11 protein-coding genes and 1 pseudogene are annotated in these 13802 nt (G+C 69.0%); 8 read left to right on the top strand and 4 right to left on the bottom strand.

Translation table 11 applies throughout. The annotated features are described in order from the left end of the window. Window positions 1–320 (top strand): annotated as a pseudogene (locus BST17_RS19685) (HNH endonuclease signature motif containing protein); the annotation flags it as partial. A gap of 35 nt (window positions 321–355) precedes the next feature. Here the strand turns inward: BST17_RS19685 and BST17_RS19690 are convergent. Further along, entirely contained in the window at window positions 356–826 is a 471-nt protein-coding gene (locus BST17_RS19690) for a carboxymuconolactone decarboxylase family protein (protein WP_083060593.1), read from the bottom strand. A 50-nt stretch (window positions 827–876) separates the two neighbouring features. Between BST17_RS19690 and pdxR the strand changes: the two genes are divergently transcribed. Then, window positions 877–2283, top strand: coding sequence for a MocR-like pyridoxine biosynthesis transcription factor PdxR (pdxR, locus tag BST17_RS19695; RefSeq protein ID WP_083060594.1), 1407 nt, complete (start codon window positions 877–879; stop codon window positions 2281–2283). Here the strand turns inward: pdxR and BST17_RS19700 are convergent. Then, a complete protein-coding gene (locus BST17_RS19700; RefSeq protein ID WP_083060595.1) occupies window positions 2273–2908 on the bottom strand; it encodes an HD domain-containing protein in 636 nt (211 codons plus the stop codon). The two genes, pdxR and BST17_RS19700, sit on opposite strands and share 11 nt — an antisense overlap. A gap of 29 nt (window positions 2909–2937) precedes the next feature. Here BST17_RS19700 and BST17_RS19705 point away from each other — a divergent pair, with 29 nt between their 5' ends. From BST17_RS19705 to BST17_RS19725, 5 genes are read left to right on the top strand one after another with little or no spacing between them, the layout of a single operon-like run. After that, the gene (locus tag BST17_RS19705; RefSeq protein WP_083060596.1) at window positions 2938–3348 is read left to right on the top strand and encodes a GtrA family protein; all 411 of its coding nucleotides are present in this window, start codon (window positions 2938–2940) and stop codon (window positions 3346–3348) included. A gap of 40 nt (window positions 3349–3388) precedes the next feature. After that, entirely contained in the window at window positions 3389–4789 is a 1401-nt protein-coding gene (locus BST17_RS19710) for a decaprenylphosphoryl-beta-D-ribose oxidase (RefSeq protein ID WP_083060597.1), read from the top strand. A gap of 25 nt (window positions 4790–4814) precedes the next feature. Continuing rightward, window positions 4815–5594, top strand: a complete 780-nt coding sequence (locus BST17_RS19715; RefSeq protein WP_083060598.1) for a decaprenylphospho-beta-D-erythro-pentofuranosid-2-ulose 2-reductase — start codon at window positions 4815–4817, stop codon at window positions 5592–5594. Further along, window positions 5594–7453: a galactan 5-O-arabinofuranosyltransferase gene (locus BST17_RS19720; protein WP_083060599.1), complete on the top strand. Its 1860-nt coding sequence runs from the start codon at window positions 5594–5596 to the stop codon at window positions 7451–7453. The genes BST17_RS19715 and BST17_RS19720 overlap by 1 nt, the downstream gene beginning before the upstream one ends. After that, entirely contained in the window at window positions 7453–10668 is a 3216-nt protein-coding gene (locus BST17_RS19725) for an arabinosyltransferase domain-containing protein (protein ID WP_083060600.1), read from the top strand. The genes BST17_RS19720 and BST17_RS19725 overlap by 1 nt, the downstream gene beginning before the upstream one ends. Window positions 10669–10684: 16 nt before the next feature. Here the strand turns inward: BST17_RS19725 and BST17_RS19730 are convergent, their stop codons facing one another. Beyond that, window positions 10685–11428, bottom strand: a complete 744-nt coding sequence (locus BST17_RS19730; RefSeq protein ID WP_083060601.1) for an SDR family NAD(P)-dependent oxidoreductase — start codon at window positions 11426–11428, stop codon at window positions 10685–10687. A 106-nt stretch (window positions 11429–11534) separates the two neighbouring features. On the opposite strand from BST17_RS19730, the gene BST17_RS19735 reads away from it, so the two are divergent. Then, complete coding sequence (locus BST17_RS19735; RefSeq protein WP_083060602.1) at window positions 11535–12149, top strand: TetR/AcrR family transcriptional regulator; 615 nt, start codon at window positions 11535–11537, stop codon at window positions 12147–12149. Here BST17_RS19735 and BST17_RS19740 read toward each other — a convergent pair. Then, on the bottom strand, window positions 12146–13762 hold the full coding sequence (locus tag BST17_RS19740) for a GMC oxidoreductase (protein WP_083060603.1): 1617 nt from the start codon (window positions 13760–13762) through the stop codon (window positions 12146–12148). The two genes, BST17_RS19735 and BST17_RS19740, sit on opposite strands and share 4 nt — an antisense overlap. Between the last annotated feature and the right edge of the window lie 40 nt (window positions 13763–13802).

Here is a 13802-nt window from a genome sequence, read left to right on the forward strand (position 1 = left end):
GCCGCATCCACCACCTCATCAAAACCTTCCACTGCGGGCCCGGCGGCTGGACCGAGAGCCAACACCCCGACGGCACCATCACCCTCACCGCCCCCACCGGCCGCACCTACACCACCACACCCGGCGGCCGCCTGTTCTTCCCGCAACTCGGCACCGCGACCGCCGAACTCCCCACCATCGACATGCCACCACCGAACCCACACCGAACACTGGCCGCCCCCAGACGATCTCGCACCCGGGCCCAGAACCGCGCCTACCGCATAGCCCACGAACGCGCACTCAACCGAGCCCACATCGACGCCGACCCACCGCCCTTCTAGGTGGGCGGAGGATCGGCAGCTGACGGGGCGACGGTTCAGCGGCGCGGCGCGGGCATCCGGGTCGCGACGTTGAAGCGGTTCCAGGCATTGATGGTCACGGCCATCGCGATCACCTGGGCCAGTTCCTTCTCGTCGAACACGGCGGCCGCCTTGGCGTACACCTCGTCGGACACGTGACCGTGGTGCAGCTCGGTGATCGCCTCGGTCAGTTCCAGGGCGGCCCGCTCGCGATCGGTGAACAGATCGCCGGCCTCCTCCCACGCCGCAACCAGGGCCAGGCGCTGCTCGGTCTCGCCCTGCTTGCGCGCGTCGGCGACGTGCATGTCGAGGCAGAACGCGCAGTGGTTGATCTGCGAGGCTCGAATCTTGATCAGCTCGCCGATCGTCGGGTCGACGTCCTTGGCGGAAGCGTTGGACAGCTTCATCATGCCGTCGTAGATCTCCGGCGACACCTTGTAGATGTTGAGTCGGTCGATGGCATGTCGGTTGTTCAGTGTCTGCGTCATGCCGATAACGCTAGGCCGCAAAAGGCCCACAAACATGGTTCAATCCAGAAGTGACTTCATGGGCCAATACAGGTGCCCGGGACCTTCATCTGGACTTGCGCACAACCATTGCGCCCGGCACCCGCGGCGCCCGCGAGGCGCTGGTCAACGCCCTGCGTGACACCATCCGGTCCGGCCGCCTCACTCCCGGCGCCATGCTCCCACCGTCCCGGACCCTCGCCGCCGACCTCGGATTGGCCCGTAACACTGTCGCCGAGGCCTACGCAGATCTGGTCGCCGAGGGCTGGCTGGCCTCCCGCCAGGGCGCGGGCACCTGGGTGGTCAACTCCCCCGCTGCGGGCCCGCCGCCGCGGCCGCGCGGGATACCCGGCACCCCCACCCACAATCTGATGCCGGGTTCCGGCGATGTCGCGCAGTTCCCGCGCAGCGCCTGGCTCGCCTCGACCCGCCGCGCCCTGACCGGCGCCCCCACCGAAGCCCTGCGGATGGGTGACCCGGCCGGCCGCATCGAACTGCGCGAGGCTCTCACCGAATATCTCGGGCGGGTCCGCGGTGTGCGCACCACCCCGGACGAAATCGTCGTCTGCGCCGGCACCCGGCACGGCGTCGAGATCCTCACCCGCGTCCTGGGCGGACCGATCGCCGTCGAGGCATACGGCCTCTTCCTGTTCCGGGATGCCATCGCCGCCAACGGCGCGACCACCGTCCCGATCAACGTCGACGACGACGGCGCGGTGATCGGAGAACTGGACGCCACCGACGCGACCGCCGTATTGCTGACCCCGGCCCACCACTTCCCGCACGGGGTGCCGCTGCACCCGAGCCGGCGCACCGAGGTGGTGGACTGGGCCCACCGCACCGGCGGCTATCTACTCGAGGACGACTACGACGGCGAGTTCCGATATGACCGCCAACCCGTCGGATCGGTACAGGGCCTGGACCCGGACCGGGTCGTCTACCTCGGCTCGGCCAGCAAGAGCCTGTCTCCGGTGCTGCGCCTGGGCTGGATGGTGCTACCGGCCGAGCTGGTCGACCGGGCGCACGATGCGCTCGGCGGCCAACAGTTCTACGTCAACGCCCTGCTGCAACTCACCATGGCCGACTTCATCACCTCCGGCGCCTACGACAAACACATCCGCCGGATGCGGATGGCCTACCGGCGCCGCCGTGATCTGCTCGCCGCGGCACTGGAACCGTTCGACGTCGGCATCCGCGGACTGTCGGCGGGCCTGCACCTGCAGCTGACCCTGCCGCCGGGCACCGAGGCCGAGGTGATGCGGCGTGCCGGCGAGGCAGGCATCGGGCTCTCGGGACTGCGCGTGCTGCGCCACCCGGACGCCGGTCCCGACGTACCCGACGCCGACGGCATCGTCGTCAGCTTCGGCACCCCGGCCGAACACGCCTTCCCCGCGGCCGTCGACGCGTTGTGTCGTGTGCTCGGCGGCCTCATCCGGTGAGGGTGGCGAGCTCCGACTCCAGATTCCGGCGGGCCGCGGCTTCCCACAACCGGCGGCCCTGCGCGGTGCGATACAGCGACGGCGCCGCCAGCAACGCGGCGATGATGCGGGCTCGCCCGGCCCGGAAGTCGGCATCGGTGACATGGCCGTACTCGGCGCGCACCTTGGCCGTGTTGCTGCGATAGGCCGCCGGTTCCACGGCCAGCACCGCGAGATCGGCGTCGGAGAGCACCTGCCCGTTGCGATCGTCGGGCGCCGGATCGTGGTCGACGGTCATCCGGACCAGCCGGGCCACCTCGGCGACCAGGCCGGCATCCACGCCCAGGGCGGTGAGCTCGGCGGCGGCAAGCTGCGCGCTGTTCTCCTCGTCATCGGCAGCCCCGGCGTAGACCGCGTCGTGGAACCAGGCCGCCAGCCGTACGGCGTCGACATCGACATCGGCGGCATCGGTGCCGTCGGTCAATTCGTCGACCGCCTCGAGCACGCCCTGCAGGTGCACCCGATCGTGGTAGCGCCGGTGCGGCTCCGACCAGCGGGCCAGCAGCGCCGAGCCCGCCGCGTCCACGTCCGGCGAGGCGGTGTGGCGCCCGAGCAGCGTGCGCCACTGGAGGAGCAGATCGATCACGTCCCTATTGTTGCCCGTAAGCTGCCCGCGTGACCGCGACCCCGGACGATGCACCCTTGAGCCTGCGGGTCCAGGCGACGCGATTCATCCTCACCGGCGGCCTGTCGGCGATCGTCGACTTCGGTCTGTACGTGCTGCTGTTGGAATTCGGCCTGCACGTGAACCTGGCCAAGACGCTCAGCTTCATCGCGGGCACCACCACGGCGTATCTGATCAACCGGCGGTGGACGTTCCGGGCCGAACCCAGCAAGGCGCGCTTCATCGCGGTGATGGTGCTCTACGCGCTGACCTACGCCGTCCAGGTCGGCATCAACTATGTCTTCTACCTGCAGTTCGATGGCCGCCCCTGGCAGGTGCCGGTGGCCTTCGTAATCGCTCAGGGGACCGCCACGGTGATCAATTTCGTGGTGCAGCGCACGGTGATATTCCGGCTGAGGTGAATCTGCTCCGGTGGCCCGACCGGTATCGTCTGCCACTGACATGACTACCGAACTCCCCCTCGTTCCGCGCGCCCTCACCGGCTTCGGCCGCACCGCGCCGAGCGTGGCCCACGTGCTGTCGACCCCCGATGTCGACGTCATCGCCGACGCCGTCAAACGCGTCGCGGACGCCTCGGCGACGGATCCCTCGTACTTCAAACGCGGCATCGTCGCCCGTGGCCTGGGCCGCTCCTACGGTGACCACGCCTGCAACGGCGGCGGCATCGTCGTCGACATGACGCCGCTGAACCGCATCCACTCGATCTCGGCAGAGACCGCGATCGCCGATGTGGACGGCGGTGTCAGCCTGGACCAGCTGATGAAGGCCGCGCTGCCGTTCGGTCTGTGGGTCCCGGTGCTGCCGGGTACCCGGCAGGTCACCGTCGGCGGGGCGATCGGGTCCGACATCCACGGCAAGAACCACCACAGCGCGGGCAGCTTCGGCAACCATGTGCAGTCGCTCGATCTGCTGATGGCCGACGGCGAGGTGCGCACGCTCACCCCCGATGGCCCGAGTGCCGAACTGTTCTGGGCGACCATCGGCGGAAACGGGCTCACCGGCATCGTAGTCCGCGCCCGGATCGCCATGACCCGCACCGAAACCGCCTATTTCATCGCCGACGGCGTAGCCACCGGCGATCTCGACGAGACGATCGCCGTGCACACCGACGGCTCCGAGGACAACTACACCTACTCCAGCGCCTGGTTCGATTTGATCAGCCCGCCGCCGAAACTGGGCCGCGCCGCCGTCAGCCGTGGCAGCCTGGCCAAGCTGGATCAGTTGCCGCCGAAACTGGCGAAGAATCCGCTGAAATTCGATGCGCCGCAACTGTTGAAGGTGCCCGACATCTTCCCGGTCAGCGCGATGAACAAGCTGTCCTTCACCGCGATCGGCGAGGTGTACTACCGCCTGGGCGGCACCTACAGCGGCAAGATCATGAATCTGTCGCAGTTCTACCACATGCTCGACCTGGTCAGTGGCTGGAACAATGCCTACGGACCAAAGGGTTTCGCCCAGCACCAGTTCCTGGTGCCACCCGATGCCCTCGACGAGTTCAAGGCCATCATCCGGTGGATCCAGACCAGCGGCCAGTACTCGGCGCTGAACGTGTTCAAACTGTTCGGCCCCGGTAACCGGGCGCCGCTGAGCTTCCCGATGGCCGGCTGGAATGTCGCGATGGACTTCCCCATCAAATCGGGCGTTAACGAGTTCCTGAACGAACTCGACGACCGCGCAATGGAATTCGGCGGCCGGGTGTACACCGCCAAGGATTCCCGGGTGAGCGCGGAGAAGTTCCACCGGATGTACCCGCGCATCGACGAATGGATCACCACCCGCCGCACGGCGGATCCGCACGGCGTGTTCGCCTCCGACATGGCCCGCCGCCTCGAGTTGCTCTAGCTCCGCAGAAAGGTTCTACCCCTCCATGATTGACGCGACCGGTAACCCTCAGACGATCCTGCTGCTGGGCGGAACTTCCGAGATCGGCCTGGCGATCGTCGAACGCTACCTGCGCGACGCCAAGGCCAGGGTGATACTGGCCGATCTGCCCGGCTCGCCGCGCAAGGCGGCCGCGATCGCGCAGCTGGAAGCGGCCGGCGCGAAGTCGGTGCAGTACCTGGACTTCGACGCGTTGGACACCGCCGCCCATCCCGCGGTGATCGAGGCCGCCTGGGCCGACGGCGATGTCGACGTGGCGATCGTCGCGTTCGGCATCCTCGGCGATGCCGAGGAGCTGTGGCAGAACCAGGCCAAGGCCGTGCTGACCGCCCAGATCAACTACACCGCCGCGGTGTCGGTCGGGGTGCTGATCGGCGAGCGGATGCGCGCGCAGGGCTTCGGCCAGATCATCGCGATGTCCTCCGTCGCCGGTGAGCGGGTGCGCCGCTCCAACTTCGTCTACGGCTCCACCAAGGCCGGCCTGGACGGGTTCTACCTCGGCCTCGGCGAGGCGCTGCGCGAACACGGTGTGCACGTCCTGGTCATCCGCCCGGGACAGGTGCGCACCACCACCACCCTGGAGCACTGGAAGGCCACCGGCGCCAAGGAGGCGCCCTTCACCGTCGACAAGGAGGACGTCGCCGAACTGGCGGTCGCCTCGGCGGCCAAGGGCAAGGAACTGGTCTGGGCGCCGGGACCGGTGAAGTATCTGATGGCCGTCATCAGGCACATCCCGCGGCCGGTCTTCCGCAAGCTGCCGCTCTGATGACCCTGGCGGCCAGGACGGCCGGCCAGATGCTGGCCGCGGCCGGCACCGCTGCGGTCCTGACCGTGATCGCCCTGTTGGCGATCGCCCGCGTCGAATGGCCGGCCTACAACTCGTCGAACCAACTGCACGCGCTCACCACGGTCGGCCAGTTCTTCTGCCTGGCAGGAGTTTTCGCCTCCGGAGTGTTATGGCGCCGTGAACGCCGGCTGCTGGCGCGCATCGTGTCGGTGGTGTTCCTGTCGGCCTTCTCGGTGGTGACGCTCGCCATGCCACTGGGCGCCACCCGGCTCTACCTGTTCGGCATCTCGGTGGACCAGCAGTTCCGCACCGAGTACCTGACCCGGCTGGCCGACAGTGCGGCCCTGCACGACATGACCTATATCGGCCTGCCGCCGTTCTATCCCGCCGGGTGGTTCTGGATCGGCGGCCGGCTGGCCGACGTGACCGGGATACCGGCCTGGGAGATGTTCAAGCCCTGGGCCATCATCTCGATCACCGCAGCGGTCGCCGTCGCGCTGGTGCTGTGGACGGCGCTGGTGCGCTTCGAGATCGCGCTGGCCGTCACCACCGCGACCACCGCGGTCACGCTGGCCTACACCTCCGCCGAGCCGTACGCCGCCGTCATCACCGTGCTGCTCCCGCCGGTGTTCGTGCTGGCCTGGTCCGGGCTCAAACGCGCCGGCAACCAGGGCTGGGCAGCCGTCGTCGGCGTCGGGCTGTTCCTCGGGCTGGCCGCGCTGTTCTACACCCTGCTGCTGGCCTATGCCGCCTTCACCATCACCCTGATGGCGCTGCTGCTCGCGATGACCACTCGCAGCATCGCCCCGCTGATCCGGTTGGCGGTCATCGCCGTGATCGCCGGCGCGCTGGCGCTGTTGACCTGGGCGCCCTACCTGCTGGCGGCGCTGCGCGGCACGCCCGCGGACTCCGGCACCGCGCAGCACTACCTGCCGATCGACGGTGCCGAGCTGACGTTCCCGATGCTGGACTTCACCCTGCTGGGTGCGCTGTGCATGCTCGGCACCATCTGGCTGGTGGTGCACGCCCGCAGCGGGACCAGAGCAGGTGCGTTGGCCGTCGGGGTGCTGGCCGTCTACGCCTGGTCGCTGCTGTCGATGCTCACCACCCTGGTCGGAACCACCCTGCTGTCCTTCCGGCTGCAGCCGACGCTGTCGGTGCTGCTGGCCGCCGCGGGCACCTTCGGGTTCATCTGGCTGACCCAGGTGGCCGTCGCCCGCTACCAGCACCCGGGCCGGCACGTCGTCGCCGTCGCGGCCACCATCGGCCTGATCGGCGGGCTGACGTTCAGTCAGGACATCCCCGATGTCCTGCGCACCGATATCAACGTGGCCTACACCGACACCGACGGATACGGCGAGCGCGCCGACCGCCGCCCGCCCGGCGCCGAGCAGTACTACCGGGCGCTCGACGAGCGCATCCGGGAGGTCACCGGCCGTCCCCCGCACGAGACCGTGGTGCTGACCGCCGACTACAGCTTCCTGTCCTTCTACCCCTATTACGGGTTCCAGGGACTGACCTCGCATTACGCAAACCCGTTGGCGCAGTTCGAGGCCCGCTCGGCGGCCATCGAGAGCTGGGCGCTGCTGACCACACCCGACCAGTTCGCCACCGCGCTCGACCAACTGCCCTGGCCGGCCCCCACGGTGTTCCTGATGCGCCGCGGCGGACCGGACAGCTACACCCTGCGACTGGCCGCCGACGTCTACCCCAACCAGCCGAACGTGCGCCGCTACCAGGTGTCGCTGGACCCGGCGATCTTCGACGACGGGCGCTGGGATGTCTCGACCGAGGGACCGTTCGTGCTGGCCATCCGGAAACCACAGGCCGGTGGTTGATGGCCGGACAACTACCATCTAGCTCCGTGAACGACACGGCGACCAATCACCGCACCGTCCGTCTGGTCGCCATCATCGCCGGGCTGCTGGGCACCGTCCTGGCGATCGCCACCCCGTTCCTGCCGGTCACCCAGACCACGGCCACTCTGAACTGGCCGCAGAACAACACGCTCGACAGCGTCGACGCGCCGCTGATCGGGTATGTCGCCACCGATCTGGACATCACCATCCCGTGCAGCACCGCCGCCGGCCTGACCGGCGCCCGCAATGTCCTGTTGTCCACCGTGCCCAAGCAGGCTCCCAAGGCCGTCGATCGCGGCCTGCTGATCGAGCGTGTCAACAATGAGTTGCTGGTCATCGTGCGCAATACGCCCGTGGTCAGCGCACCCCTGATCGACGTGCTCAGCCCGGACTGCCAGGAGCTCAGATTCACCGCGCACGCCGACAAGGTGACCGGTGAATTCGTCGGGCTGGTCCAGGGGCCGGAGGATTCCGACCCGGGTGAACCGCTGCGCGGCGAGCGCGGGGGCTATGACTTCCGGCCACAGATCGTGGGCGTGTTCACCGATCTGACCGGGCCCGCGCCGCCGGGCCTGGAGTTCTCGGCCACCATCGACACCCGCTACAGCAGCTCACCCACCCCGCTCAAGACCCTGGTGATGGTGCTCGGCGTGCTGATGACGATCGCCTCGCTGATCGCCCTGCACCGCCTCGACGTCGCCGACGGCATGCGGCACCGCCGCTTCCTGCCACAGCGCTGGTGGTCGGTCACCCGGCTGGACGCACTGGTCACCGCGCTGCTGGTGTGGTGGCACTTCGTCGGCTCCAACACCGCCGACGACGGCTACATCCTGACCATGGCCCGGGTCTCCGAGCACGCCGGGTACATGGCCAACTACTACCGCTGGTTCGGCACCCCGGAGGCGCCGTTCGGCTGGTACTACGACCTGCTGGCGCTGTGGGCGCACGTCTCGACCGCCAGCATCTGGCTGCGGCTACCCACCCTGCTGATGGGCCTGGCCTGCTGGTGGGTGATCAGCCGCGAGGTGATCCCCCGCCTCGGGGCGGCGGTCAAACACAGCACGGCCGCCGCATGGACCGCGGCGGCCATGTTCCTGGCCTTCTGGCTGCCGCTGAACAACGGTCTGCGTCCGGAGCCGATCATCGCGCTGGGCATCCTGCTGACCTGGTGCTCGGTGGAGCGCGGGGTGGCCACCAGCCGACTGCTGCCGGTGGCGGTCGCCGTCATCATCGGTGCGCTGACCCTGTTCTCCGGCCCGACCGGGATCGCCGCCGTCGGCGCCCTGCTGGTCGCCATCGGACCGCTCAAGACCATCGTGGCCGCCCACGTCTCGCGCTTCGGCTACTGGGCGCTGCTGGCCCCGGTCGCCGCCGCCGGCACCGTCACGCTGTTCCTCATCTTCCGCGACCAGACCCTGGTCGGTGAGCTGCAGGCCAGCTCCTTCAAGTCCACCGTCGGCCCCAGCCTGGCCTGGTTCGACGAACACATCCGGTACTCGCGGTTGTTCACCACCAGCCCGGACGGCTCGGTGGCGCGCCGCTTCGCGGTGCTGACCCTGCTTCTCGCACTTGCCATCTCGATCGCCATGACGCTGCGCAAGGGGCGCATCCCGGGCACCGCGATCGGGCCTGCGCAACGGATGATCGGCATCACCGTCATCTCGTTCCTGTCGCTGATGTTCACCCCCACCAAGTGGACGCACCACTTCGGGGTGTTCGCCGGCCTCGCCGGATCCATCGGCGCGCTGGCCGCGGTGGCCATCGCCGCGGCGGCGATGCGCTCCAAGCGCAACCGGACCATCGTCACCGCGGTGATCCTGTTCATGACCGCCCTGTCATTCGCCACCGTCAACGGCTGGTGGTACGTGTCGAACTTCGGCGTCCCCTGGTCGAATGCGTTCCCGGCGTTCAGCTTCGGGTTCACCACCATCCTGCTCGGATTCTCCGCACTCGCCCTGCTGGTGGCCGCGTACCTGCACTTCTCCGGCCGCCCGGCGCGGGCGCGGCCGTGGACCCGATTCACCGGTGCGCCACTGGCCGTGGTCGCCTGGGCGGTGGTGCTGTTCCAGGTGGTCTCGCTGACGATGGCCGTGGTGATCCAGTACCCGGCGTGGACGGTGGGTCGCTCCAACCTCGAGGCGCTGACCGGTAAGACCTGCGGGCTGGCCACCGACGTGATGGTCGAACAGGACCCCAACGTCGGCATGCTCACCCCGGTCGACGAGCCCGTCGGCGAGGCACTGGGGGCGGTGACCGCCGACGGCTTCCGCCCCAACGGCATTCCCGCCGACATCGAGGCCGATCCGGTGATGAACCAGCCCGGGGACAGCAACTTCGCCGACTCGCAAGACAGCGACGAGACCGGCAGCGAACCCGGCACCGAGGGCGGTACCACCGCCGCGGCCGGCGTCAACGGCTCACAGGCGCGGCTACCGTACAACCTGGATCCGGCCCGCACGCCGGTGCTGGGCAGTTGGCGGGCCGGCCCGCAGCAACCGGCCAGACTGCGGTCGGCCTGGTACCGGCTGCCACCGCGCGACGAGCGCGGCCCACTGCTGGCGATCGCCGCCGCCGGCCGGTTCGACGCGGGCGAGGTACTGGTGCAGTGGGCGACCGACGAGCAGGCGCGTAACGAGCAGGCCGGTGGCACAATCGGTTTCGCCGATGTCGGCGCGGTGCCCGCCTGGCGCAACCTGCGTGCCCCGATGTCGGCGATCCCGGACGAGGCCACCCAGGTGCGGCTCGTGGCCACCGACGACGACCTCTCACCGCAACACTGGATCGCCGTCACCCCACCCCGGATCCCGGAGTTGAGCACGCTGCAGGATGTCGTCGGCTCGGACGATCCGGTGATGCTGGACTGGCTGGTCGGGTTGGCGTTCCCCTGCCAGCGGCCGTTCTTCCACAACAACGGCGTCACCGAGGTGCCCAAATGGCGCATCCTGCCGGATCGCTTCGGTGCCGAGGCGAACTCGCCGGTGATGGATTACCTGGGCGGCGGTCCGCTCGGCATCACCGAGCTGTTGCTGCGGGCCACCCCGGTGCCGACCTACCTGCGCGACGACTGGTTCCGCGACTGGGGTTCGCTGCAGCAGCTGCGCCAGTTCTATCCGGACGCCAAACCCGCCGAACTGGAACTGGGCACCGCCACCCGCAGTGGGTTGTGGAGCCCGGCACCGCTGCGTCCGTCCTAGCGCGCGGCCGAGCTGATCAGAACTGGCTCGCACCGCCGTCCACGTAGACCTCGGACCCGGTCATGAACGTGCTGGCCTCCGACGCCAGGAAGGTGATCACCCGACCGATCTCCTCCGGGCTGGCCCGCCGCTTCATCGGGACCGTGGCGGTGAGGTCGTCCAGGGCGTCGTCGGCGCCGACGAACAGGCCGGCCAGCCCCGGCGTCTGGGTCAGGCCCGGCGCCACGACGTTGACGCGGATTTCGCGGTCGACCAGTTCGGCGGCCCAGCTGCGGGCCAGGGAGCGGATCGCGGTCTTGGACGCGGCGTAGACACTCGTCCCCGGTGATGCCTTCACATCACCGGCGGACCCGCACAGGATCACCGAGGCACCGGCGTCGAGCAGCGGCAGCGCGGCCTGCACCGTCAGGATGATCCCACCGACGTTGGTGTTGAAGGTGTCGGCGTAGTGCTTCCAGGTGATGTCGCCGAGCGGGGCAACCTCGGCGATTCCGGCATTCGCGAACACGATGTCGAGCCGGCGGCCGCCGGCCTCGATGGTCGAGACCACCCGGCCCAGATCGGCCGCGTCGGTGACATCGGCGCGGATGACGGTGGCGTGAGCTGCGCCGATGCCCTCGGCAGCGGCGTCGAGTGCGTCCTGGCGGCGGCCCACCAGGAACACGTGAGCGCCCTCCCGGGCCAGGGCCTGGGCCGCGGCCAACCCGATTCCCGAGGTGGCGCCCGTGACGAGTGCGGTCTTTCCGGTCAGTTCCGGCATGTCGCTCCTGTTTTGTACCGATCAGTTAGGAACTGGACCATACCAGTTCTGTACCGATCGGTAGAGTCGGGCCGGCGCGATTCGACGCGAGGCTAGGATCGCGTCCATGGGCGCAGAACAACGCAACCCCGGCGGTCGTCCGCGCGGGTTCGACGAGGACCACGCCCTCGCCGCGGCCACCGAGGTGTTCTGGCGCCTGGGCTATGAGGGTGCCTCGATGACCGAACTGACCCAGGCGATGGGTATCAACAAACCGAGCCTGTACGCGACCTTCGGGAGCAAGGAAGAACTCTTCGTCCGCGCCCTGGAGCGTTACCGGCGCAGCTACTTCGAGGAACTGGGCACGATCCTGCGACACCCCACCGCCTACGGTGTGCTCGAGTCCTATCTGCGCTCCACCGCCGGGGCCGTCCTGGCCCGCGACGTCCCGGGCTGCCTGTCCATCCAGGGCGGTCTGGCCTGCGGACCGGCCAACGCACGCATACCCCTGCTGCTCGCCGAGTACCGCCGGGGGATCGAAGATGCTGTGGCCGAGGCACTTTCGGAGACCGAGATCGCCGGGGCGCCCGGCGTCGACGCCGCAGGCCTGGCCAGGTTCGCGGTGACGATCGGACAGGGCCTCGCGGTCGACGCCGCCGCCGGGGTACCGCAGACACGGTTGGACGCCACGGTCGATGTGGCGCTGGCCGGGCTGGCCGGCCTGCTGGGCCGCGCGAGTTAGCGCCTGCCCTGCAGGATCGCCTCGATGTTGCGTTCGGCCAGCGCGGTGATCGACATGTACGGATTGCAACCGATGTAACCGGGCACCAGTGACGCGTCGTTGACGTAGAGGTTCTCATACCCGTTGACCCGGCCGAAGGCGTCGGTCGCAACCCCGCGGACGCAGCCGCCCAGCGGGTGAACGGTGTTGGGCGCGAACGCCTTTCCTTCGAAGAGATCATCGCGGTAGTCGACGCCGTTGGCCTGGGTGACGCGGTCGAACACCAGCCGGGCACGCTCGATGAGGTGGTCGGTGTGACTCTGCGGCCAGTCGATCGAGATGGCATCGGCGGTGCGGTCGTAGCTGATCACCGCGCGGTCGCCGGTGCGCACCATGGCGTAGTAGCCCAGCGCATTGGTCTCGATGGGCAGCGGCAGCGAGAACATGCTGGCGTACACCGGATTGTCCGGATCGGCCCGGCCGTCCAGGTTGATCATGCCCAGCAGCGACTGCTGGGTGCCCACCGGGTTGGCCTCGGCGGTGTTGTGCGCCACCATGATGTCGCCGTTGTTGCCGTACCCGTTGCCCACCTCATCGGAGAGGTCGGCCAGGTCACCGTTCTCCCGGGCACGCAGCAGCAACTCCGCCGTCCCCAGCACGCCGGCGGCCAGATACAGCTGCTCGCAGCCGATCTCACCGCGGGAGAGCTCCTTGCCCCACCGGTCGATCTCGCGGGTCGCGACCACGTACTCACCCGAGGGCTCGCGGCGGATGCCGGTCACCTCGGTCAGCGATCGGAGGGTCACCTTGCCGGTGGCCAGCGCCGCGGCGATGTAGGTCTGGTCCACGCTGCCGAACCGGCCGTGGTTGTTGCCGTACTGGCACTCCCAGTCCAGCGCCGACAGCGGCACCTGACCGGCCGCTTCCTGCATCATGTAATCGAACGAGTAGGCGCTGCCGTTGTAGTCCACGCCGTACCCGGCGGCCTCGGCGTAGCTGCGCCCGACGCGGGCGTACTGGAAGTACGGGGTCTGCTCGAACCAGCCCATGTCGCGGTAGCTGATCTTGAGTGTCGCCTTGGCCCGCTCGACGTAGGTGCCCAGGAACTCGGTGGGATCGATGTCCGGGAAGGCCACCCGGACCTGATCGGGGGTCGGGATGGCGGCGATGGCCGCGTTCACCATCGAGCCACCGCCGACGGCGATGCCCCGGAACACGTCGTGCGCGCCGTAGGTCACCTTGTCGCAGATGCCCGCCTGCATGGGCTGCGCGCCCGGGTTCTGGGCGGCGACGGCGTTCACCGAGACCCCGCGGAAAGACGGCACCAGGCTCGGCGGCACATCGCGGAACCAACCCGCCCGGGTGTCGGCGGGCAACATCTTGGAGAACCGCTTGCCGTCCTCGTCCGGGGTGTCCCACAGCCGACCGCGTTCCAGGATCAGCGTGTCGACGCCGGCCTCCCCCAGACGCAGCGCGCTGACCCCGCCGCCGTACCCGCTGCCGACCACGATGGCCTGGTGAAACGGCCGGTCGGGGGGTGGGTTGGCCGGATCGGATCGCTGGCAGGCCGCGACTGCGCCCGCGCCGGCCGCCACACCCAGTGCGGCGCCCAGGAACCGTCGTCGTGTCAGCAATGTCCCGCCAGCCTCACAGCAAAATCCTCATTCGTTATGG

The sequence above is a fragment of the Mycolicibacterium bacteremicum genome, assembly GCF_002086115.1.
Classification (GTDB): Bacteria; Actinomycetota; Actinomycetes; order Mycobacteriales; family Mycobacteriaceae; genus Mycobacterium; species Mycobacterium bacteremicum.